Below are 21550 nucleotides of genomic sequence, written 5' to 3'. Positions count from 1 at the left end.
CCGCAACCTCTCCGCGAAAGGCTTTGTTAACCATAACAATGTGTAATTCCCCCGCACAAGACCAGCAGAATCGCTCGGGGAGTTATCGGTGGCGGAGCGTCCTGAAAACCGCGTCTTCGGAAAACGCGCGCAGCAGCATGTCGTGATCCTGGCAAGCGGCGACAAGATCCGTCACATGACCATCCGCCCGTGGATGGCCGCCGTCACGTTCTGCTTTGCCGGCATGTTCACCGTCGGCTACCTCGCCGCGACCTCCTACCTCGTGCTGCGCGACGACCTGATCGGCGCCACGATGGCGCGGCAGGCGCGCATGCAGCACGACTACGAGGACCGCATCTCGGCGCTCCGCGCCCAGGTCGACCGTGTCACCAGCCGCCAGCTCCTCGACCAGCAGGTCGTGGAAGAGAAGGTGGAAAAGCTGATGCAGCAGCAGTTCGCCCTTTCCGAGCGCCACGGCAAGCTCGACGCCCTCCTCAACCGTGCCGAAAGCGGCGGGGCGGAAGAGGCGGAGACCGTTCCGCTGCCGGGCGAAAAGCCGGTGACCGGCGGGCGCCGCGCCGATGCGGCCGGCGCCGTCATGGATCCTTCGCCGCGCAAGACGGCCCAGCTCGCCTACGCCTCGGCCGCCGAATCGGTCGCCGACCGCGCGGACCGGCTGTTCTCCAGGGTCACCCTGTCGCTGAAGGACCTGGAGCACGAGCAGCTGAACCGCATTCAATCGCTGACGGCGGGCGCATCCGAGACGGCGGACGCCATCCAGTCCATCCTGCGCCGCACCGGCTTCGACGTGACCGAGACGGCCTCCGCCGGGGGTGATTCGGACAGCGCGGTCGGCGGTCCCTTCGTCGAGCCGATGAAAGCCACCGACCTGTTCGAGGATTCGATCAACGACCTCGACATCGCGCTGGAGCGCCTCGACGCCGCCCGCCGTACGGCGCGCAAGCTGCCCTTCGGCAATCCGTCGCCCGGCAGCAGCATCACGAGCCGCTTCGGCAACCGCACCGACCCGTTCCTCGGCCGCCTCGCGCTTCATGCCGGCATAGACTTCCGCGCCAGCACGGGCACGCAGATCCGCTCCAGCGGCGCCGGCACGGTCACCGTCGCCGGCCGCAACGGCGGCTATGGCAACATGGTCGAGATCGACCACGGCAACGGGATAACGACCCGCTACGCCCATCTTTCCCGCGTGCTCGTCAAGGTCGGCGACCATGTGGAGGCCGCCGACCCGGTCGGCCTTTCCGGCACGACGGGCCGCTCCACCGGCCCGCACCTGCACTACGAAGTGCGCCGCGACGGCAAGGCGATCGACCCCATGCGCTTCCTCACCGCCGGCATGAAGCTGACGACCTACATGGATTGACGCAACGCAAGACGGAACGCTTTCGCATGGCGAAATTGTCCGCCACAGGCTTCAAATCGCTGGCGGATTCACCAAATTCACTGATTTCCTTGACTTTCCGGCCCTTTCGGCATATGTGCGCTCCATCCTAGCGGCGCTTCGGCCGCTGAAGCCCCTTGCGTTCATAGAACCGAAACGGAAACTGTTTTCCCTTTGACCACTTTTGCTGATCTTGGCCTGAGCCCGAAAGTCCTGTCCGCCGTCACCGATGCGGGTTACACCATCCCGACTCCCATCCAGGCCGGCGCCATCCCGCCGGCGCTCGCGCGGCGCGACATCCTCGGCATCGCCCAGACGGGCACCGGCAAGACCGCCTCCTTCGTGCTGCCGATGCTGACGCTGCTCGAAAAGGGCCGCGCCCGCGCCCGCATGCCGCGCACGCTCATCCTCGAGCCGACGCGCGAACTTGCCGCGCAGGTCGCGGAAAACTTCGAGAAATACGGCAAGAACCACAAGCTGAACGTCGCCCTCCTCATCGGCGGCGTCTCCTTCGACGAGCAGGACCGCAAGCTGGAGCGCGGCGCGGACGTCCTCATCTGCACCCCCGGCCGGCTGCTCGACCACACCGAGCGCGGCAAGCTGCTGATGACCGGCGTGGAAATCCTCGTCATCGACGAAGCCGACCGCATGCTCGACATGGGCTTCATCCCGGACATCGAGCGCATCGCCAAGCTCATTCCCTTCACCCGCCAGACGCTGTTCTTCTCGGCGACCATGCCGCCGGAAATCCAGAAGCTGGCCGACCGCTTCCTGCAGAACCCGGAGCGGATCGAGGTGGCGCCGCCCTCCTCCACCGCCAAGACCGTGACGCAGCGGCTCGTCGCCACCCACAGCAAGGACTACGAGAAGCGCGCCGTGCTGCGCGACCTCATCCGCGCGCAGACCGACCTGAAGAACGCCATCATCTTCTGCAACCGCAAGGTCGACGTCGCCGACCTCTTCCGCTCGCTCGACCGCCACGGCTTCTCCGTCGGTGCGCTGCACGGCGACATGGACCAGCGGGCGCGCACGACGATGCTCGCCAACTTCAAGGAAAACAAGCTCACGCTTCTCGTGGCATCCGACGTTGCGGCCCGCGGCCTCGACATTCCGGACGTGAGCCACGTCTTCAATTTCGACGTCCCGATCCATGCCGAGGACTATGTCCACCGCATCGGCCGCACCGGCCGTGCCGGGCGTTCGGGCGCCGCCTTCACACTGGTATCCAAGCGCGACGGAAAATATGTCGATGCCATCGAGAAGCTGATCGATCAGAAGATCGAGTGGCTGAACGGCGGCCTCGACGCGCTTCCGCCGCAGGCCGAGAGCGAGGAGCGCGAGCGTCCCCGCGGCGGCCGCGAACGCGGCGGTCGTGACCGCGACCGTGATCGTTCCCGCGCACGCAAGGGCGAGAGCCGTGCAGCCGAGCCCCGCATCGAGACCAGCGAGACCGAAGAGAAGGTGGAAGCCGTGAAAGCTGAACGCAAGGCGGAAGGGCGGCCGCAGAATCCCGCCCGCAATCCGCGGGCGGCGAACCACGCCGCGCCGCGCCCGGCCAACGACGACAGCCGTGACCGCCGCAGCCGCTACCGCCGCGACGAGGACGACGGCCCGACGCCGCTCGGCTTCGGCGACGACGTGCCGGCCTTCATGCTGATCGCCGGCAAGGCCTGATCCTCCTTCATGCCCGTTCCCGGCATCGACGTGCCAGGCCTCGGTTGCGGCCTGGCTATTTTGCGTGAGGGCAAGCTCCTGCTCTACCGCCGCCTGCGCGCGCCGGAGGCGGGCTCCTGGAACATCGTCGGCGGCAAGATCGACCACATGGAACGCGCCGTCCACTCCGCCCGCCGCGAGGCGGAGGAGGAAACGGGGCTTGCCATCGGCGCCGTCGATCTCCTGTGCGTTTCCGAACAGATCATCGAGGACGAGCGCCAGCACTGGCTCTCGCTCATCTATGTGACGGAGGATTTTGCCGGCGAGCCGCGCGTCACGGAGCCGGAAAAGCTGCCCGAATTCGGCTGGTTCGCGCTCGACGCGCTGCCCGCGCCGCTCTCGCGCTTCGCCGCGGATGCCGTGAAGGCGCTCGGCGGGCGTCACCCGGCGCGCAGCGCCGCCTCGTAGGCCCGCCGCACCCAGACGGCCATCTCGTCCGGGTCGTCGAAGGCTTCGCCGGGGATCGACCAGTAGGGCATCTTCACCGGCTTGTCCCGCTTTCCCTGATAGACCCATTGCCGGCTGCCGGCGGCCGCGAAATCCGGCGCGCTTTCCCCGTCGGCTTTCAACAGGATTTCGCCGTCCACCTCCAGCGCCAGGATGCGGCCCTGGTGATAGATGCCCTTGCCGCCGAACATGCGCTTGATCGTCACCGGTCCCAGCGCCTCGAACATCTCCTCGATCGCATCCCGATCCATGCCCTACCCTTTCAGAACGCCGCCCGCGGCGAGCACCGCCTCCGGCGTGTCGACATCGACATGCGCCGCCTCGCCGATCTCCACGTCCACGACGTCGATCCCCGCGCCGTCCACGATATGCCGCGCGCCGACATCGCCTTCAAGCCTGAGAATGGCGGCGAAGGTCGCACGCGGCAGCACGACGGGATTGCCCCGCCTGCCGCCCGAGACCGCCCGCACGACCGCACGGCCGCCGCCCGCCGCGAAGGCGTCGAGCAGCCGGCGCACGTCGGCGCCGGTGACATAGGGCATGTCCGCCAGCATCACCACGACGCCGTCGCACTCCGCACCGAGCGCCGAAACACCCGCCCGCAAGGACGTCGACATGCCCAGCGCATGATCCGGATTGCGCACGATATCGACGGCGAGCCCGGCAAGCTCCGCCTCGATCTCCTCCGCCCGGTGCCCCGTCACCACGAGAACCCGCAAGGGTTTCGCCGCCAGGGCCGCCTCCGCCGAGCGGCGCACGAGCGCCTTGCCGTCGAAGGCGGCGAGCAGCTTGTGGCTGCCCTTCATGCGGCTGGCGCGTCCCGCGGCAAGCACCAGCGCCGCGACGGACGGCGGCCGGTCCGCCGGTCGGGTGCCCGCTCCGGGAGCCGGTATCTCATCCGGGATCACGGCTCGCCTCCGCGCAGGGGCCGGCGGCGCAGGTGCTCCACGATGTCCGCCAGGATGGAAACGGCGATCTCGGCAGGGCTCGCCGCCCCGATGTCGAGGCCGATCGGCGCCGAAATCCGGCCGATCTCCGCCTCGCCGTGCCCGAGCGCCTTCAGGCGTTCGACGCGCTTGGCATGGGTCTTCCGGCTGCCGAGCGCGCCGACGTAGAAACAGCCCGTGGAAAGCGCCTGCGACAGGGGGAAATCGTCGATCTTCGGATCGTGCGTGACGGCGGCAAGCGCCGTATAGGCATCGAGCGGCCGCGTCCTCAGCGCGTCCTCCGGCCAGTCCGCGACGAGGTCGATGCCGGCGAAGCGCTCCTGCGTGGCGAAGGCCGTGCGCGGGTCTATGATCGTGATGTCGAAGCCGGCGACCGTGGCCATCCGGGCGAGCGCCTGGCTGATATGAACCGCGCCGATGACGACGATGCGCGCCGGCGGCAGGTGGACGTTGAGGAAGAACTGCCGGCCCTCCGCCTCCACCACCCCGGACCTGCCGGAGCGGAATGCATCGGCGATCGCCGCGCCGAGCGGCCCGGCGACGGGATCACCCTCGCGGATCACCCGGTCGCGCCCGTCGCCGAGGTCCGTCAGGTGGATGACGGCGCGGCGCGCGGCGCGCTCCGCGTTCAGCTTGCGCAGCAGATAGGGGTCCATCAGCCCACCCGCTCCACATAGACGCGGATGCGTCCGCCGCAGGAAAGGCCGACGCGCCAGGCCGTCTCGTCGGCGACGCCGAATTCCAGCATGCGCGGCTCGCCGTCGCCGATCACCTCCATCGCCTCGCCGATCACCGCCCCCTCGACGCAGCCGCCGGAAACGGAGCCGTGGAAATTGCCCTCGCCGTCGACGACCAGGTGGCTGCCGGCCGGGCGCGGCGCCGAGCCCCAGGTCTCGATCACGGTCGCGAGCGCCACGGTGCGCCCGTCGTCCATCCAGCGCTCCGCGATGGCCAGCGGGTCGAGCCTGTCGTCTGCCTGTCCGTCCATTCTCTCCTCCTCGGTCCATTTCCTTGTTTCAGGCAATTGCGGGGCGGAACCGTTTCACATGCGTGCCGGAGCCGCCCCGGCGCCCGGCAGGAAGCGCCGCGGGTCGCCGGCACCGCGCCGCGCCTCGCCGGAAAGCGCCGCCACCAGGTCGGCCATCGCCTCCAGATTGTGCACCGGCCGGAGTTCGTCCACATGCGACAGCATGGCCCGGACGCCGCGCGCCCGTGCCTCGAACCCCTCGAAGCGCAGGAGCGGATTGAGCCAGACGAGACGCCGGCAGGAGCGGTGCAGCCGGTCCATCTCCTTTTCGAGCAGGTCGATGCCTTCACGCTCCAACCCGTCCGTGATCAGCAGCACGACGGCGCCCTGCCCCAGCACGCGGCGCGACCAGAGCCTGTTGAACGTCTTCAGCGCCTCGCCGATACGCGTGCCGCCCGACCAGTCGCTCACCGCCTGGCTGCACGCCTCGACCGCAAGGTCCGGATCGCGATGGCGCATCTGCCGCGTTACGTTGCTGAGCCGCGTGCCGAAGAGGAAGACGTGCACCCGGCGGCGATGCTCGCCGAGCGCATGCAGGAAGTGCAGGAAGATGCGGGTGTACTGGCTCATCGAGCCGGAAATGTCGGCAAGCACGACGAGCGGCGGGGCCACCCTCTTCGGCTCGCGGTGCCGCGGCAGGATCAGCGCGCCGCCGGTGCGCATGGCATGGCGCATCGTGGCGCGCGCGTCGAACGCCACGGGACGGTTGCTGCGGCGGAAGCGGCGCGTGCGCACCTCGTCCATCGGCAGCACGAGACCGCGGATCGCCCGCCTGGCTTCGGCAAGCTCCGCCGCGGTCATCTGCGCAAAGTCGGCCTTGCGCAGGCGTTCGCTGCCCGAAGCGGTAAAGCGGGCGTCCACCTCCACATCCGGTTCGTCGCGAAGGCGCCGCCGATCCTCCCGTCCGCCGAACAGCGCATCCGAGACGCGGGTCTCCCCCGCCTTGCGCCTCTCGCGCTCCTCGTGCCGCGCCGCCACCGGCGACATCAGCGCGATCATCTTGCCGACGAGATCGCGGGCGCGCCAGAACAGGTGGAAGGCCTCGTCGAAGACCGCGTCGTCCTCGTGGCGCTTGACCAGGGTGGCATGCAGCGCGGCGTAAAACTCCTCCCGCGAGCCGATGCCGATCGCCCCGACCGCCTCGATGGCGTCGGTGACCGCCGCAGGACCGATGCGCAGCCCCGCCTTGCGCAGCACGCGGGCGAAATGCACGATATTGTCGGCGAGCCGTCCGTCGATGGCGGCGCCAGAAATCCCGTTGTCCGCCACAGCCGTCATCGCTCAGCCCGCCGCCGCCAGACCGGCTTTCACATCTTCGAGAAGCTTGCGGCCTTCCGCGCCTTCCATGCGGGCAATGTCGTCCTGGTACTTGAGGAGCGTGCCGAGCGTGTCGGAAACCGTCTCCGGATCGAGCGCTACCCGGTCGAGTTCGGTGAGCGCGCTCGCCCAGTCGATGGTTTCGGCGACGCCCGGGTTCTTGAAGAGGTCGAGCGTGCGCAGCTTCTGCACATAGGCGACGACCTGCCGCGAGAGCGTCTCGTTGCAGCCCGGCACCTTGCGCCGGATGATCTCCAGTTCCTGCGCGGCCTGCGGATAGTCCACCCAATGGTAGAGGCAGCGCCGCTTCAGCGCGTCGTGCACTTCGCGCGTGCGGTTCGTCGTGATGATGACGATGGGCGGCTCGGCGGCGCGGATCGTGCCGAGTTCGGGGACCGTCACCTGGAAATCGGACAGCACCTCCAGCAGGAAGGCCTCGAAGGCCTCGTCGGTGCGGTCCAGTTCGTCGATGAGGAAGACGGGCGCGCGGCCATCCGGCGAGGACAGGGCCTGGAGCACCGGACGGCGGATCAGGTAGCGCTCGGAAAAGATGTCGGCCTCGATGCGGCCGCGATCCGTGGTGCCGGCGGCTTCGGCAAGGCGGATCTCCAGCATCTGCGCCGGATAGTTCCACTCGTAGACCGCCGAGGAGACGTCGAGGCCCTCGTAGCATTGCAGGCGGATCAGCGGCCGGTCGAGCGAGGCGGCGAGCACCTTGGCGATCTCGGTCTTGCCGACGCCGGCCTCCCCTTCCAGGAAGAGCGGGCGCTTCATGCGCAGCGAAAGGAAGAGCACGGTCGCGAGCGAGCGCCCGGCAAGGTAGTTTCCCGCCGACAGCATGGCGACCGTCTCGTCGATCGATTGCGGGATTCGTCCGCGTTGATAGGGCACGCCGCTCCTCCGTTCCGGAGGATGAATTTATAGCGAGCGGTAGCCCCGGTCCACATAAAGAAGGGCCGGCTTGGGCTCGCCGAAGGAAACGTCCATCACCTCGCCGATCAGGACCATGTGGGTAGCCATGACCTTGATCTCGACGAGACGGCAATCGAAGGCGGCGAGCGCATCCTTCAGCACCGGCGCGCCGGTCACAAGCTCCTGCCAGTCGCCCATGGCGAAGCGTTCCTCCGACGTCAGGGAAGGATCGCGGCCGGAAAAGGCGTTGGCAAGGTCGATCTGGTCGGCGGCGAGCGTGTTCAGCGCGAAGTATCCGCTCCTGGAGAAGATCGCGTTCTTCGGGTTGGACGCGTTGACGCAGGCGAGCAGCGTGGCCGGGTTGTCGGACACGGAGCAGGCGGCGGTGATCGTCACGCCGCGCCTCTCGCCGCCATGGGCCGTCGTCACGATCTGCACGTGGCCCGCATAGCGGCTCATGGCATCGCGGTAGAGCGACGAGTCCACCATCAATCTGTCCAACACGGCCTTCTCCTTTGACAAAGGAGATACATGGCGAAAATGAAGAAAAATGTAAGCCCCGAAGTCGAATTTTCCTGTCTTGCCAGAGACAAAGAGGGTTTTGCGGGGATATTTCCCTTTGACGCTCCGGGCCCGATCCTTACAAAGGGCGTGATCGCGATCCATGGATTGACAATGAAGACCACCCTCCTCGCCAGCCTGCTCGGTGCCGCCGTGCTCGCCGCCTCGCCCGCGGCGGCGGCCGGCCTCGTCTTCGCCGTCGTCGCGCCGAAGGACGGTCCGCTCGCCATCCTCGGCGAGCAGGTCCGCAACGGCGCGCGCTTTGCCGCCGAGGCGAGCGGCGACACGGTCGCGGAGATAGCGGAGGCCTGCGACGAGACCGACGGCGACGGCATCGCCAAGGAGATCCTGGCCGCAAACGCCGTCGCCGCCGTCGGCTTCCTGTGCACCGAGGGACTTTCCGCCTCGCTGCCGGCGCTTGCCGAAGCGGACGTGCCGGCAATCACGCTTTCCGTGCGCTCAGGCATCCTCATGGAGGACGCGCTGAAGAAGAAATGGCCGCTCTTCCGTCTCGCCCCCGGCCCCAGGGCGGAGGCGGACAAGGCGGTCGAGATCATCACCCGCGACTGGAAATCGGAACCCTTCGCCCTCATAGACGACGGAACGATCCATGCCCGCGAGCTGGTCGAGACGGTGCGGCTGCGGCTGGAGGAGATCGGCATGAAAGCGACCTTCGTCGACACGTTCCGCCCCGCGCAGGAGCAGCAGCTCACGCTCGTGCGCCGTCTCGCCAAGACCGGCGTCACGCACGTCTTCGTCGGCGGCGACCGCACGGACGTCGCGGTGATCGCGCGCGATGCGAAAGGCGAGAAGCTGCCCCTCGCCCTGCTCGGCGGCGAGGCGCTGCTCGGTGCCGACCCGCTCGTGCCGATGACGGACGGCGTGAAGGCCATCGCGCTGCCGGACTACGGGGCCCTGCCGGACGGCCGGCCGGTCGCGGCGGCAATGAAGCAACGGGGCATCGTTGCGGAAGGCTACGTGCTGCCCGCCCATGCCGCCGTGACCGCGCTTGCGACGGCGGCCGCCCAGGGCGGCGACCTGACGGAAAGGCTCGCCGGCGGCAGCTTTGCGACCGCGGTCGGCACCGTCGCGTTCGACGCCGATCGCGAGCTTGCCGAAAACCCCTATCATCTGCTTGTGTGGCGTTCCGGCGCTTTCGTGCCGGCGGAAACGGTGCCGGAGAGCGAATAGTGAAGCCGGGGCCGAAGAATCTCATCACGGATGTCGCCGGCCTGAAGGTGGGCAATGCGACGGATCACGTCCTGCGCTCCGGCGTCACGGTCGTTCTTTGCGAGGAGCCGGCGACCGCCGCCGTGCAGGTGCTGGGCGGCGCGCCGGGCACGCGCGAGACCGACCTTCTGGAACCGCACAACACGGTGCGGACGGTCGATGCCGTCGTGCTTTCCGGCGGCTCGGCCTTCGGGCTCGACGCCGCGGCCGGCGTGCAGGCGGGCTTGCGCGAGGCGGGCCGCGGCTTCGCCGTCGGACCCTACCGCGTGCCGATCGTGCCCGCCGCCATCCTCTTCGATCTCATGAACGGCGGCGACAAGGACTGGGGACGCTATCCGCCCTATCGCGAGCTCGGCTACGCGGCGCTCGCCGCTGCCGCCGACGATTTCGAAACCGGCAGCGCGGGCGCCGGCACGGGAGCGCTCACCGCCACCTTCAAGGGCGGCCTCGGCTCGGCCTCCAGCGTCCTTGCGAACGGCTTTGCCGTCGGCGCGCTGGTGGCGGTCAATGCGCTCGGCTCGGCGACGGTCGGCGATACGCGGCATTTCTGGGCCGCGCCCTTCGAGGAGGCGGCGGAATTCGGCGGGCTCGGCCTGCCCGCCCCGTTCCCGCAGGAGGCCCGCGTCCCGCGCACGAAAATGTCGCGTCGGCCGACCGGCATGGAGAACACGACGATCGCGGTGATCGCCACCGATGCGGCACTGAGCAAGGCCGAGGCCAAGCGGCTGGCGATCGCCGCCCATGACGGCTTTGCCCGCGCCCTCTGGCCGGCCCACACGCCGCTCGACGGCGATCTCGTCTTCGCGCTCGCGACCGGAAGGAGCGGCCGCGTGCCGGCGCAGGAGGATTTCGTCGATCTCTGCGCTGCGGCGGCCTCCACCATGGCGCGCGCCGTCGCCCGCGGGGTGCACGACGCCAAACCGATGCCGGGCGATGCCATGGCAAGCTGGGCTGCGCGGTAATTCGCCCGTTGTTCGCCCCGTTGCGGGATGGTATGGCCACGCTGCAATCGTCGCCACGGAGCCTGACATGACCCTTCCCATCCGGATCGCGCCCTCCATTCTCGCCGCCGACTATGCCAAGCTGGGCCAGGAAGTGCGCGACGTCGTCGCGGCGGGGGCGGACTGGGTCCATCTCGACATCATGGACGGCCATTTCGTGCCGAACATCTCCTTCGGGCCGGATGTCATCAAGGCGCTGCGCCCGCACACCAACGCCTTCTTCGACTGCCACCTGATGATCGCGCCGGCCGATCCCTATCTCGAAGCCTTCGCCAAGGCGGGCTGCGACGGCATCACCGTGCATGCCGAGGCCGGTCCGCACCTCGACCGCTCGCTCCAGGCGATCAGGGCGCTCGGCAAGCGCGCGGGCGTCGCGATCAACCCGGCGACGCCGGAAAGCGTGCTCGACTATCTGCTCGACAAGATCGACCTCATCCTCGTCATGACCGTGAATCCCGGCTTCGGCGGCCAGAAGTTCATTCCGGCGATGCAGGAGAAGATCCGTCGTGTGCGCTCACTCGTCGGCGACCGGCCGATCGACATCGAGGTCGACGGCGGCATCGCGGTCGACACGATCGCCCTGCCGGCCGCAGCGGGAGCCAATGTCTTCGTGGCGGGCTCGGCCATCTTCGGCGGCGGCCATGTTGACGCCTACCGCAAAACCATCGACACTCTGCGCGGCAACGCGGAGGGAGCGCGGGCGTGACCATCCTGCCGAGAGCGCCGATCGCCCTTGCTGCCTGCCTGCTGGCGGCGGCACAGGCCCCGGCCGGCGATTTTTCCACCTTCCAGTCGCTCGGCTTCTCGTCCGACGGCAAGGTCTACGCCTTCGAGGAGTTCGGCGTCCAGGACGGCTCCGGCTTTCCCTATTCCAACGTCTATTTCATCGACACGGAAAAGGACGCCTACCTTTCCGGCACGCCGATCCGCGTGCGCATAGACGATGAAGCCGCCGACGTCGCCGAGGCGCGGGCGGAAAGCCGGGACAAGGCGAAGGCGCTCATCGACGCGCACAAGGTGCTCGCCAATCCCGGTGTGCTCGCCGCCTTCAATCCGATGGGCGAGGTGGGCGCCGACCGCAAGCGCATCGAATACCTCCCGCATGCCATCGAGCCGACGCCGGGCGGGATTTACGGGCTCGTCCTGGAGGAAATCCCGCTGGCGCTTTCGCACGCGTGCCGGGACATCACGCCGGACGGCGGCAAGGGCTTTCGCCTCAAGCTCGTCACGCGCGGCGGCGAGGCGGCGGACACGGTGATCCACGAGGACACGCGCGTGCCCGAAAGCCGCAACTGCCCGCTCTCCTACCAGGTCTCCGGCGCCGTGACCTTCAATCCGCCCGGCGCCGATCCCGTCCATGTCGCGCTGGTGCTCGTGCGCAGCTTCGGCTTCGAGGGCGCCGACGGCCGCTGGATCGCCGTGCCTTTCCGGCCATAGGCATGGGCCCGGCGGTGCCTACGGCGGCAGGAGGCGCGCAGCGTGTCTTCGGCGATGCACCGGCACCGGTCCTCCCGCCCTTGCTCCTCCTCCTCGGCGGCGCTGCCGGCTGGGGCCTGTTGATGGCCGCCTGTGCGCTCCTCTCGCTGGTGATGCAGGATCGCTGGCAGTCCTTCCATCTCGAAAAGCTCCTGCTCATCTATTTCGCCGGCGGCCTTGCGGCCTGGCCCGTCGCGCTGCCGCTGGCACGCCTTCTGACGCGCCGCCGCCGCGCCGAGACCCGCTTTGCCGCCCACTTCGTGCTGCTATGCCTCGGCACGATCGCCATGACGGCCTTCGTCTTCGCCATGGACTACCGGCTGTTCTACGCGCAATGGCACGAGCCGTTCGGCACGCGGATCTGGTTCCTGCAATTCCTCTTCACGTCCGCCGGAGCGGCCTACCAGTTCCTCGTCATGGGGCTCGGGCTCTACCTGCCGGTCGGGTTGCCCGTCCTCGTGGCCGCAAGCCTTTGGCTCTCGCGGTCCATGATGCGTTGAGCTTGCCGGCCATCTTTGCTAAAGCGGCGGCAATTCCCACCTCCCGGAGAAAGTCTAGAACCGATGATCCCTCGCTATTCCCGACCGGACATGGTCGCGATCTGGTCGCCTGAAACGAAGTTCCGCATCTGGTTCGAGATCGAGGCCCATGCCTGCGACGCGCTGGCCGAGCTTGGCGTCATCCCGAAATCGGCGGCCGAAACCATCTGGGAAAAGGGCGGAAAGGCGGAGTTCGACGTCGCCCGCATCGACGAGATCGAAGCCGTCACCAAGCATGACGTCATCGCCTTCCTGACGCACCTCGCCGAATTCGTCGGCCCCGACAGCCGTTTCGTGCACCAGGGCATGACCTCGTCCGACGTGCTCGACACGACCTTCAACATACAGCTCGTGCGCGCCGCCGACATCCTGATCGCCGGCATGGACCGCGTGCTTGCCGCGCTGAAGGCCCGCGCCTTCGAGCACAAGGACACGGTGCGCATCGGCCGCAGCCACGGCATCCATGCCGAGCCGACGACGATGGGCCTGACGCTCGCCCGCTTCTACGCCGAGATGGACCGGGGCCGCGCCCGCCTTGTCGCGGCCCGCGCGGAAGTGGCGACCGGCGCCATCTCCGGCGCCGTCGGCACCTTCGCCAATATCGATCCGCGCGTCGAGGAGCATGTCTGCGCCAAGCTCGGCCTCGTGCCCGAGCCGGTTTCCACGCAGGTCATCCCGCGCGACCGCCACGCGATGTTCTTCGCCACGCTCGGCGTCATCGCCTCCTCGATCGAGAACATCGCGATCGAAATCCGCCACATGCAGCGCACCGAAGTGCTCGAGGCGGAAGAGTTCTTCTCGCCGGGGCAGAAGGGCTCCTCCGCCATGCCGCACAAGCGCAACCCGGTGCTGACGGAGAACCTCACCGGCCTTGCCCGCCTCGTGCGCATGGCCGTCACCCCTGCCATGGAGAACGTGGCGCTCTGGCACGAGCGCGACATCTCGCACTCCAGCGTCGAGCGCGGCATCGGCCCGGACGCGACGATCACGCTCGACTTCGCGCTGAACCGCCTTGCCGGCGTCATCGAGAAGCTGGTGATCTATCCGGAGAACATGCTGAAGAATCTCAACAAGTTCCGCGGACTTGTCCATTCGCAGCGTGTGCTTCTCGCGTTGACCCAGGCCGGCGTCTCGCGCGAGGACGCCTATCGCCTCGTGCAGCGCAACGCGATGAAGGTCTGGGAACAGGGCAAGGACTTCCTGGAGGAACTGCTGGCCGACGCGGACGTGCGCGCTGCTCTCTCCGAGGAAGCCATCCGCGAAAAATTCGACCTCGGGTACCACATCAAGCACGTCGACACGATCTTCCGCCGCGTCTTCGGCACCGTCTGACATTGCCGCAAACGACGCGAGGGCCAGAGACGGCGATGGCGCCAATGGCGCCATCGCTCCCCTCTGACGGGCGGCCCTGCGCCCTCCTCCCGGCGCGCCGCCCGCGGAAACGATTTCATCGCCGTTCTTCGACGACGATCTTGCGATAGAGATGCCATGTCGCATGGCCGAGGATCGGCATGATCACCGCCAGGCCGACGAAGAGCGGGATGGTGCCGGCGATGAGCAGCGCAGCAACGATGAGGCCCCAGCAGGCGACCGGCACCGGGTTTGCCAGCGTCGCCCGCAGCGACGTCTCGATGGCGCAGACGGCGCCGACATCCCGGTCGAGCAGCAGCGGAAACGCGACGACGGTCGTCGCCAGCACGACGAGCGCGAAGCAGAAGCCGATGGCATTGCCCGCCAGCATCAGGAGCAGCCCGTTCTCCGAGCCGAAAACCGAGGCGAGGAACAGCGCCAGCGATTGCGGCGGCTCCGGCCCGAACAGGCTGGTATAGAGCATCTGCGCGAAGACGAGCCACGCCACGAACAGCGCCGTCAGCATCGCGCCGACCGCAAGGATGGACGGCAGCGCCGGCGAGTGGCGCACCTCCAGCGCATGGCGCCAGGACGTATCCATGCCCCGCTCGCGCCGGCGGCTGATCTCGTAGAGGCCGATGGCGAAGAACGGCCCGAGCAACGCGAAGCCGGCCACCAGCGGGAAGATGAGGGGCAGCATGTTGGCGCCGGAGCTCCACGTGACGAGCACCACGCCGCAGATCGGATAGATGAGGCTCAGAAAGACGTAGTGGGAAGGTTTGGCGCGGAAATCATCGAAGCCGCGCGCAAGGGCGTCCCAGACCTCGGACATCCCGATCCGCCGGACGGCCGGGCGCGCAGCCACCTGGTCGGAGCCGGCCATGACATGAAAAGTCGCCATGATGCTTCCTCCTTGCCGGTTGGAACCGTCACGGCACGCACGAAGGGCGATCGTCCACCACCACGCCGAACCGTGATTGGCACTGAAGACGCGGGATGATACACCCCGGACGGCGTTTTGTCCCGCCCTCTTGACTTCAGCACTTCGTGAACGCACATCCCGCCGCATGAAAGCCTCCGAAGCAGACATCCTCATCATCCCCGGCTACACCAATTCCGGGCCGGACCACTGGCAGAGCCGCTGGCAATCCAGGCTCAGCTCGGCACGCCGCGTCGAACAGGCGGAATGGTCGAAGCCGGTGCGCGAAGACTGGGTGCAGCGCGTGGTCGAAGAGGTCGAAGCCGCGACCAGGCCCGTCGTGCTCGTCGCCCATTCGCTGGGCGTGGCAAGTGCGGTCCACGCCGTGCCGCATCTCGGCAACAAGGTGGCCGGCGCCTTCCTCGTCGCGCCGCCGGACGTGGCCAATCCGCAGATCCGCCCGAAGCACCTGATGACCTTCGGCCCCTATCCGCGTGACCCGCTGCCCTTTCCGTCCCTCGTCGTCGCCAGCCGCAACGACCCGTTCGGCGCGTACGAGCACGCCGACGACATTGCCGCCGCCTGGGGTTCGCTGCTGCTCGACGCAGGCGAAGCGGGGCATATCAACGCGGAATCAGGCCATGGCCCGTGGCCGGAAGGCACGATGGTGTTCGCCCGGTTCCTCAGCCGGTTGAAGGCGCCGCAGTGAGCATGCGCATTTCGCCATTAAGAGGAATTTCATAGAAATCCTGCACGCTAGGCCTGTTGAGTTCCAAGCAGGCGCCGCGTTTCATGGCCAAACCATCCGGTTCGACCTTCATTGCCGTGCGTGAGGCGGAGTGCGAGCCGTTCTATCGCCGGCTTTTCGCGCGCTCCGGCTTCGGTTTCGCCGCGCTCGATGCGCAAGGGCGCATCGCCGACGCCAATGCCGCCTTCCTAAAATCGTTCCGCGTCGCATCGCCCGCGCATCTTCCGCCCTTCGATGCCTGCGTCTCGCCCAAGGACAGGTCCGTCCTCGCCTTTGCCATGCGGCCGCATGTGGCGGACCAGGCCCCTTGGGAAATCCGCCTGCAGCGGCCGAACGGCGAGGAGTTCTGGGTGCTTGCCACCTTCATCGAGCCGCCGCAGCTTCCGGGCGGGGACATCGCCCCTGCCCTGATCGTGCAGACGATCGACGTCGACGAGCGCAAGCGCAACGCGCTCGAGCTGGCGGAACGGGAAAGCCGCTGGAACCATGCGCTCGAATCCGCGGGCCAGGGCGTATGGGACCACGATTTCGCCCGCGGCGACCTCTTCTACTCCCGCCAGTGGCGGGCCATCCGCGGCCTGCAGCCGGACGATCCCGTCGATGCCTCGCTCGAAGCCTGGATCCAGTGCGTGCACCCGGACGACCGGCAGCACGTCCTCGCGCAGATCGCCAAGCAGGAAAGCGGCGAAGCGCCGTTCAACGTCTTCAGCTACCGCGAACGGCACAAGGACGGGCACTGGGTCTGGATCGAAAGCCGCGGCGCGGTGGTCGAATACGGTGCGGACGGCAAGCCGAGCCGCATCGCCGGCACCGATACCGACATCACCGACCGCAAGGAGGCGGAAGAACGGCTTGCGCAGATGTCGCGCCGGCTGGAGCTGGCGCTCGACGTCTCGCGCATCGGCGTCTTCGAGGTCAATCTGCGCACCAATGAAGTGCGCTGGGACGACCGCATGATCGAGATGTACGGCCTCACCGGCGAACCCGATGCCGGCACCTGGGAACGCGCGCTGCACCCCGAGGACAAAAGCAAGGCCGCGGCGAAGGTCAGCGACGGGATCTTCCGAAGCCAGGACTTCGCCAACGAATTCCGCATCATCCGCGGCGACGGCGAAGTCCGCCACATCCGCGGGCGCGCCGCCCCCTATGTCGACATGGCGGGCGTTCCCCGCCTCATCGGCGCGAACTGGGACGTGACGGACGACGTGCGGCTGCAGGAGGAGCTCAAACGCGCCAAGGAGCTCGCCGAAGCCCGCAACGACGAACTGGAGGCGGCAAGGGCGCGCATCGAATACACGGCGCTGCACGACCACCTGACGGGCCTGCCGAACCGCCGCTATCTCGACGCCACCATCGAGGAGGCGGCAAGGCAGGCGCAGCAGACCGGCAGCCGGCTCGCCGTGCTGCACATCGACCTCGACCGCTTCAAGGAGATCAACGATACGCTCGGCCACCTGGCCGGCGACCAGATGCTCGTGCATGCTGCCAGCGTCCTGAACGAATTGAAGGGCCCCGGCGATTTCGTCGCGCGCATCGGCGGCGACGAGTTCGTCTTCGTCGCCGCCGGTTCCGGCGGGCGCAACCTTGCCACGCTGGCCGAGGCGATCGTCGAAGCCATGCGCAAGCCCGTCACCTTCAACGGCCACATCTGCCGTTTCGGCGCGAGCGTCGGCATCGCCAGCCAGTCGGGCGCGGCCATCGACGCCAAGCAATTGCTCGTCAACGCGGACCTTGCGCTCTACCGGGCCAAGAACCGCGGCCGCAGCCGGCATGAATTCTTCACGAGCGACTTCCAGGCGCAGATCATCGTCAACAAGCAGACCGCCGACGACATTCTCTCCGGCATAGAACAGCGCCGCTTCCTGCCCTACTATCAGCCGCAGTTCTGCGCCCGCACGCTCGACATCACCGGCGTCGAGACGCTGGCGCGCTGGGACCATCCGACGCGCGGCATCCTTGCGCCCGATGCCTTTCTGAAGATCGCGGAAGATCTCGATTGCGTGGCGATGATCGACCGGATCGTCCTGGAGAAGTCGCTCGCCGACTTCGCCGCATGGCAGCGGCTCGGGATCGGCATCGGCAAGATCTCGGCAAACGTCTCCTCCAAACGCCTGCACGATCCGGAGCTTGCCCATTCGCTGCGCACGCTGGACATCGCGCCGAAATCGCTCTCCTTCGAGCTTCTGGAATCGATCTTCCTCGACGATTGCGACCGCACGGTGCTCGAGAACCTGGCCGAGATGCGCAAGCTCGGCATCGATATCGAGATCGACGATTTCGGCACCGGCCACGCCTCGATCGTCAGCCTGATGAAGCTGAGCCCGCGCCGGCTGAAGATCGACCGCCAGCTGGTCAAGCCCGTCAGCCGCTCGCCCGGCCAGCGCAAGCTGGTCGGCACCATCGTCGAGATCGGCCGCTCGCTGAACATCGAAGTGATCGCCGAGGGCGTCGAGACGCCGGCCCACGTTGCCATCATGCGCGAGCTCGGCTGCGACATCCTCCAGGGCTATGCGCTCGCCCGCCCCATGCCGGCCGAAGCGATACCCGGTTTCGTGCAGCGCCAGGAATGGCGCGCGCAGGGCGGGACCGTACGGGACCTCCAGAACGAAATCCGCCGCGCCGTCAGCCGCTAGGCCGTGCGTCCGAACGGACGCACAAAGGACGCTCTAGAAACGGCAAAGCCGCCCGCGGTCGGCGGGCGGCTCCTCGGAATGCATCCAGTCGGAATCCGATCAGCCGGCTTCGATCTGCGAGATGGCGACGGCCAGAAGCTCGATCATCTGCACGCGGATCTCGTCTTCGGTGCGGGCTACGCCGCCGGCGTCGAAATCCGCCTTGACCTTGCGCACGACGTCCTCATGGCCGACCTCCTCGAAATCGGCGGCGACGACTTCCTTGGCATAGGCTTCCGCTTCCTCGCCCGTCTTGCCGAGCAGGCCGGCAGCCCAGAGGCCGACCAGCTTGTTGCGGCGCGCCTCGGCCTTGAAGCGCAGCTCCTCGTCCAGCGCGAACTTGGCCTCGAAAGCCTTTTCCCGATCCTGCATGTTGGTCATCTCCGACTCCCGTAGATTCTTTTTCCCGTTGGGTTTCCCAGCTCATAAATCAAAACGGGGGCAAAAGTGCAATGCGAACTTTCGTCCGGCTGAAACTTCCCGAAAGGCCGGAAATCGGGGGATCGGGCGAGAGGCCGATTGTTAAAGTGCGGCAATTCGTTTATGGAGCCGGAAACGAATGACACCTGCGCGACCCAAGCGCGCCAACAAAGAGAAAAATCCCATGAACCGTCGCCGCCGTATCTACGAGGGCAAGGCCAAGATTCTCTACGAGGGTCCTGAGCCGGGCACGCTGATCCAGTTCTTCAAGGACGACGCCACCGCCTTCAACAAGAAGAAGCACGATGTCATCGACGGAAAGGGTGTGCTGAACAACCGGATTTCCGAGTACATCTTCACGCAGCTCAACAAGATGGGCATCCCGACCCATTTCATCCGCCGCCTCAACATGCGCGAGCAGCTGATCAAGGAAGTCGAGATCATCCCGCTCGAAGTGGTCGTGCGCAACGTCGCCGCCGGCTCGCTCTCCAAGCGCCTCGGCATCGAGGAAGGCACCGTCCTGCCGCGCTCGATCATCGAATTCTACTTCAAGGCCGACGCGCTGGAAGACCCGATGGTCTCCGAAGAGCACATCACCGCCTTCGGCTGGGCAAGCCCGCAGGAACTCGACGACATCATGGCGCTCGCCATCCGCGTCAACGACTTCCTCTCCGGCCTCTTCCTCGGCGTCGGCATCCAGCTCGTCGACTTCAAGATCGAGTGCGGCCGCCTCTACGAGGGCGACATGATGCGCATCATCATCGCCGACGAGATCTCGCCCGACAGCTGCCGCCTCTGGGACATCGCCACCCAGGAGAAGATGGACAAGGACCGTTTCCGCCGCGATCTCGGCGGCCTCGTCGAAGCCTACCAGGAAGTGGCCCGCCGCCTCGGCATCATCAACGAGAACGAGCCCGTGCGCGGTACCGGCCCGGTTCTGGTGAAGTAAACGCTCCCAAGGATGGAACGGAAAGACATGATCAAGGCACGCGTAACGGTTACGCTCAAGAACGGCGTCCTCGACCCGCAGGGCAAGGCGATCGAAGGCGCGCTCGGCAGCCTCGGCTTCGACGGCGTCGGCCAGGTCCGCCAGGGCAAGGTCTTCGACCTCGAGCTTCAGACCGCCGACCGCGCCAAGGCCGAGGCCGACCTCAAAGCCATGTGCGAGAAGCTGCTGGCCAACACGGTAATCGAGAACTATACTATCGCCCTCTCTTAAAGGTTGAGGTGAATGATGACCACGGTGGATGCGGATCTCGTCTATGAAATACTGAAGCGTATCCAGACGGACATTGCCCTGTTGAAGGAAGGCCAACGCGACCTTCGTCAGGACAACCTCTCCATACGCAGCCAGATTCATGCCATGCAGGGCGACATCAATAGTCTGCGTGGGTCCTTCGCCCAGATGGACCAGCGCCTCGACCGTATCGAAAACCGCCTCGAACTGCGCGAGCTCGCCGAGGCCCAGGCAAGGTTTGAACCGCACCCATGAAGTCCGCCGTCGTCCAACTTCCCGGCCTCAACCGCGACCGCGACATGATCGCGGCGCTGACCAAGATCTCCGGCCAGGCGCCGGTCACCGTCTGGCAGACGGAAACGGACCTGCCGGACGTCGACCTGATCGTCATCCCGGGCGGCTTCTCCTATGGCGACTACCTGCGCTGCGGCGCCATCGCCGCGCGCATGCCGGTCATGCAGGCGATCAAGGCGAAGGCCGAGGCGGGCGTGAAGGTGCTGGGCGTGTGCAACGGCTTCCAGATCCTGCTCGAGGCGGGCCTCCTGCCGGGCGCGCTGATGCGCAACGCCTCGCTGAAATTCGTCTGCCGCGAGGTGAAGCTGGAAGTGGCGAATGCCGAAACGGCCTTCACCCGCGCCTATGCGAAGGGCCAGGTCATCCGCTGCCCGGTCGCCCATCACGACGGCAACTATTTCGCCGACGCCGAAACGCTCGCCGCCATCGAGGGCAACGGGCAGGTCGTCTTCCGCTATGCCGAGGGCACCAACCCGAACGGCTCGATCAACGACATTGCCGGCGTGATCAACGCCAGGGGCAACGTGCTCGGCCTGATGCCGCACCCGGAAAACCTCATCGAGGCCGCCCACGGCGGTTCCGACGGCCGTGGCCTCTTCGCTTCGGTGCTCGACGTAATCGCTGCTTAACGCCCTGTTGCTATCAAGGGTGCATGTTCATCCCCGAAAGGCTTTCCATGCGCCCTCTTCTCTCCGCCAAGCTTGTTCTGCCGCTCGCCGCCGCCGCGGCGCTGGCCGCTTGCCAGTCGAAGACACCTGCGCCGAAAGTCGATAGCGGCGCATTGCCGACGATGGAGCGCGTCGCACTCGCAGCGAACGGCTGCTGGTTCAAGTCGGGCGACCCGGCCTTCAAGGCCTACCGCCTCGCGCCGGAGCTGAACTCGTTCTCCGGCCGCCCGCGCATCCTCGTCGTCCATCGCAATTCGCCGGAATCGCGCCCGCTGCTCGTCGTGCAGGCGGAAGGCAATCCGGCCAGGCTCGACGCCTTCGGCCCGATGATGGGCGAAGCCGTAGGCTCGCGCATAACGGCCGACGTCAAGCGCTGGGCGGCAGGCGGCAAGGGCTGCTGACGGCCTGCCCCTCAATCCCAATAGAACGACTTTGCGAATTCCCGCCGCGCCTCGCCGCGGCTGACGCCGATATCGCGAAGCTGGCTGTCGGTCATTTCCAGGAGCGCGTGACGCGTGCGCCGCTTGATACGCCAGGCGCGGTAGGCACGCCATCCTCGATAAAGCACAAGGAACGTGGAACTGCGGTTTCCGGTGCGTGCTTCAGTGAAGATTGTATCAATTGCCATAATATCTCTCCTGAAATGCCGCAACAATCGGTGCATTAAAGGAATAATTGACTCGGAAAGTGGTGC

Annotated in this window: 26 protein-coding genes; 16 read left to right on the top strand and 10 right to left on the bottom strand. The window is 67.1% G+C overall.

Annotated features, from left to right (window positions below; genetic code table 11):
• Nucleotides 1-88 precede the first annotated feature (88 nt).
• The 3 genes from ACIIOY_RS16870 to ACIIOY_RS16860 all read left to right on the top strand — a co-directional run bounded on the left by ACIIOY_RS16870 (nucleotide 89) and on the right by ACIIOY_RS16860 (nucleotide 3499).
• Nucleotides 89-1360 carry a peptidoglycan DD-metalloendopeptidase family protein gene (locus ACIIOY_RS16870; RefSeq protein ID WP_411035836.1) on the top strand — a complete coding sequence of 424 codons (1272 nt, stop codon included), beginning with the start codon at nucleotides 89-91 and terminating at the stop codon, nucleotides 1358-1360.
• A gap of 192 nt (nucleotides 1361-1552) precedes the next feature.
• Nucleotides 1553-3052: a DEAD/DEAH box helicase gene (locus tag ACIIOY_RS16865; RefSeq protein ID WP_411035835.1), complete on the top strand. Its 1500-nt coding sequence runs from the start codon at nucleotides 1553-1555 to the stop codon at nucleotides 3050-3052.
• A gap of 9 nt (nucleotides 3053-3061) precedes the next feature.
• Nucleotides 3062-3499 (top strand): NUDIX domain-containing protein, encoded by a 438-nt coding sequence (locus ACIIOY_RS16860; protein WP_411035834.1) that lies wholly within the window; start codon nucleotides 3062-3064, stop codon nucleotides 3497-3499.
• Here the strand turns inward: ACIIOY_RS16860 and ACIIOY_RS16855 are convergent.
• The 7 genes from ACIIOY_RS16855 to ACIIOY_RS16825 all read right to left on the bottom strand — a co-directional run bounded on the left by ACIIOY_RS16855 (nucleotide 3472) and on the right by ACIIOY_RS16825 (nucleotide 8230).
• On the bottom strand, nucleotides 3472-3789 hold the full coding sequence (locus ACIIOY_RS16855; RefSeq protein WP_411035833.1) for a TfoX/Sxy family protein: 318 nt from the start codon (nucleotides 3787-3789) through the stop codon (nucleotides 3472-3474). The genes ACIIOY_RS16860 and ACIIOY_RS16855 overlap by 28 nt on opposite strands.
• 3 nt (nucleotides 3790-3792) lie before the next feature.
• The gene (locus ACIIOY_RS16850; RefSeq protein ID WP_411035832.1) at nucleotides 3793-4446 is read right to left on the bottom strand and encodes a nucleotidyltransferase family protein; all 654 of its coding nucleotides are present in this window, start codon (nucleotides 4444-4446) and stop codon (nucleotides 3793-3795) included.
• Nucleotides 4443-5141: an XdhC family protein gene (locus ACIIOY_RS16845; RefSeq protein WP_411035831.1), complete on the bottom strand. Its 699-nt coding sequence runs from the start codon at nucleotides 5139-5141 to the stop codon at nucleotides 4443-4445. The genes ACIIOY_RS16850 and ACIIOY_RS16845 overlap by 4 nt, the downstream gene beginning before the upstream one ends.
• Nucleotides 5141-5473, bottom strand: a complete 333-nt coding sequence (locus ACIIOY_RS16840; protein ID WP_411035830.1) for an XdhC family protein — start codon at nucleotides 5471-5473, stop codon at nucleotides 5141-5143. Before ACIIOY_RS16840 ends, ACIIOY_RS16845 begins: the two co-directional genes overlap by 1 nt.
• Before the next feature lie 54 nt (nucleotides 5474-5527).
• The gene (locus ACIIOY_RS16835) at nucleotides 5528-6790 is read right to left on the bottom strand and encodes a vWA domain-containing protein (RefSeq protein WP_411035829.1); all 1263 of its coding nucleotides are present in this window, start codon (nucleotides 6788-6790) and stop codon (nucleotides 5528-5530) included.
• A 3-nt stretch (nucleotides 6791-6793) separates the two neighbouring features.
• Nucleotides 6794-7669, bottom strand: a complete 876-nt coding sequence (locus tag ACIIOY_RS16830) for an AAA family ATPase (protein ID WP_411035878.1) — start codon at nucleotides 7667-7669, stop codon at nucleotides 6794-6796.
• Nucleotides 7670-7747: 78 nt separating this feature from the next.
• Nucleotides 7748-8230, bottom strand: a complete 483-nt coding sequence (locus ACIIOY_RS16825; RefSeq protein ID WP_411035877.1) for a flavin reductase family protein — start codon at nucleotides 8228-8230, stop codon at nucleotides 7748-7750.
• A gap of 186 nt (nucleotides 8231-8416) precedes the next feature.
• Between ACIIOY_RS16825 and ACIIOY_RS16820 the strand changes: the two genes are divergently transcribed.
• The 6 genes from ACIIOY_RS16820 (at nucleotide 8417) to purB (ending at nucleotide 13880) form a co-directional block, all read left to right on the top strand.
• Nucleotides 8417-9493, top strand: a complete 1077-nt coding sequence (locus ACIIOY_RS16820; RefSeq protein WP_411035828.1) for an ABC transporter substrate-binding protein — start codon at nucleotides 8417-8419, stop codon at nucleotides 9491-9493.
• Nucleotides 9490-10494: a P1 family peptidase gene (locus ACIIOY_RS16815; protein ID WP_411035876.1), complete on the top strand. Its 1005-nt coding sequence runs from the start codon at nucleotides 9490-9492 to the stop codon at nucleotides 10492-10494. The genes ACIIOY_RS16820 and ACIIOY_RS16815 overlap by 4 nt, the downstream gene beginning before the upstream one ends.
• 67 nt (nucleotides 10495-10561) lie before the next feature.
• On the top strand, nucleotides 10562-11239 hold the full coding sequence (rpe, locus tag ACIIOY_RS16810; RefSeq protein WP_411035827.1) for a ribulose-phosphate 3-epimerase: 678 nt from the start codon (nucleotides 10562-10564) through the stop codon (nucleotides 11237-11239).
• Nucleotides 11236-11970 (top strand): DUF2259 domain-containing protein, encoded by a 735-nt coding sequence (locus ACIIOY_RS16805; protein WP_411035826.1) that lies wholly within the window; start codon nucleotides 11236-11238, stop codon nucleotides 11968-11970. The genes rpe and ACIIOY_RS16805 overlap by 4 nt, the downstream gene beginning before the upstream one ends.
• Nucleotides 11971-12050: 80 nt before the next feature.
• On the top strand, nucleotides 12051-12509 hold the full coding sequence (locus ACIIOY_RS16800; RefSeq protein ID WP_411035825.1) for a hypothetical protein: 459 nt from the start codon (nucleotides 12051-12053) through the stop codon (nucleotides 12507-12509).
• 63 nt (nucleotides 12510-12572) lie between these two features.
• Nucleotides 12573-13880, top strand: a complete 1308-nt coding sequence (gene purB, locus ACIIOY_RS16795; RefSeq protein WP_411035824.1) for an adenylosuccinate lyase — start codon at nucleotides 12573-12575, stop codon at nucleotides 13878-13880.
• A gap of 115 nt (nucleotides 13881-13995) precedes the next feature.
• Here purB and ACIIOY_RS16790 read toward each other — a convergent pair whose 3' ends face one another.
• Nucleotides 13996-14799, bottom strand: coding sequence for a DUF2189 domain-containing protein (locus tag ACIIOY_RS16790; RefSeq protein ID WP_411035823.1), 804 nt, complete (start codon nucleotides 14797-14799; stop codon nucleotides 13996-13998).
• Nucleotides 14800-14965: 166 nt separating this feature from the next.
• On the opposite strand from ACIIOY_RS16790, the gene ACIIOY_RS16785 reads away from it, so the two are divergent.
• Together ACIIOY_RS16785 and ACIIOY_RS16780 are read left to right on the top strand one after the other, a co-directional pair.
• On the top strand, nucleotides 14966-15526 hold the full coding sequence (locus tag ACIIOY_RS16785; protein WP_411035822.1) for an RBBP9/YdeN family alpha/beta hydrolase: 561 nt from the start codon (nucleotides 14966-14968) through the stop codon (nucleotides 15524-15526).
• 83 nt (nucleotides 15527-15609) lie between these two features.
• Nucleotides 15610-18198, top strand: a complete 2589-nt coding sequence (locus ACIIOY_RS16780) for a sensor domain-containing protein (RefSeq protein WP_411035821.1) — start codon at nucleotides 15610-15612, stop codon at nucleotides 18196-18198.
• Nucleotides 18199-18297: 99 nt separating this feature from the next.
• Here ACIIOY_RS16780 and ACIIOY_RS16775 read toward each other — a convergent pair whose 3' ends face one another.
• The gene (locus tag ACIIOY_RS16775) at nucleotides 18298-18618 is read right to left on the bottom strand and encodes a DUF1476 domain-containing protein (RefSeq protein ID WP_411035820.1); all 321 of its coding nucleotides are present in this window, start codon (nucleotides 18616-18618) and stop codon (nucleotides 18298-18300) included.
• Nucleotides 18619-18841: 223 nt separating this feature from the next.
• Here ACIIOY_RS16775 and purC point away from each other — a divergent pair, with 223 nt between their 5' ends.
• From purC to ACIIOY_RS16750, 5 genes are read left to right on the top strand one after another with little or no spacing between them, the layout of a single operon-like run.
• Nucleotides 18842-19606 (top strand): phosphoribosylaminoimidazolesuccinocarboxamide synthase, encoded by a 765-nt coding sequence (gene purC, locus ACIIOY_RS16770; protein WP_411035819.1) that lies wholly within the window; start codon nucleotides 18842-18844, stop codon nucleotides 19604-19606.
• Nucleotides 19607-19633: 27 nt separating this feature from the next.
• Complete coding sequence (gene purS, locus ACIIOY_RS16765) at nucleotides 19634-19876, top strand: phosphoribosylformylglycinamidine synthase subunit PurS (protein ID WP_411035818.1); 243 nt, start codon at nucleotides 19634-19636, stop codon at nucleotides 19874-19876.
• Between the two features lie 12 nt (nucleotides 19877-19888).
• Complete coding sequence (locus ACIIOY_RS16760; protein WP_411035817.1) at nucleotides 19889-20149, top strand: hypothetical protein; 261 nt, start codon at nucleotides 19889-19891, stop codon at nucleotides 20147-20149.
• Complete coding sequence (gene purQ, locus ACIIOY_RS16755; RefSeq protein WP_411035816.1) at nucleotides 20146-20817, top strand: phosphoribosylformylglycinamidine synthase subunit PurQ; 672 nt, start codon at nucleotides 20146-20148, stop codon at nucleotides 20815-20817. Before ACIIOY_RS16760 ends, purQ begins: the two co-directional genes overlap by 4 nt.
• 47 nt (nucleotides 20818-20864) lie before the next feature.
• Entirely contained in the window at nucleotides 20865-21257 is a 393-nt protein-coding gene (locus tag ACIIOY_RS16750; RefSeq protein ID WP_411035815.1) for a hypothetical protein, read from the top strand.
• A gap of 11 nt (nucleotides 21258-21268) precedes the next feature.
• On the opposite strand, the gene ACIIOY_RS16745 is transcribed toward ACIIOY_RS16750, so the two are convergent.
• A complete protein-coding gene (locus tag ACIIOY_RS16745; protein WP_411035814.1) occupies nucleotides 21269-21484 on the bottom strand; it encodes a DUF1127 domain-containing protein in 216 nt (71 codons plus the stop codon).
• Nucleotides 21485-21550: the final 66 nt, after the last annotated feature.

This window comes from Shinella agrisoli, from assembly GCF_046557955.1.
GTDB lineage: Bacteria > Pseudomonadota > Alphaproteobacteria > Rhizobiales > Rhizobiaceae > Shinella.
Note: the sequence above shows the minus strand (reverse complement) of the source record. Positions and strands in the feature narration are given on the sequence as shown.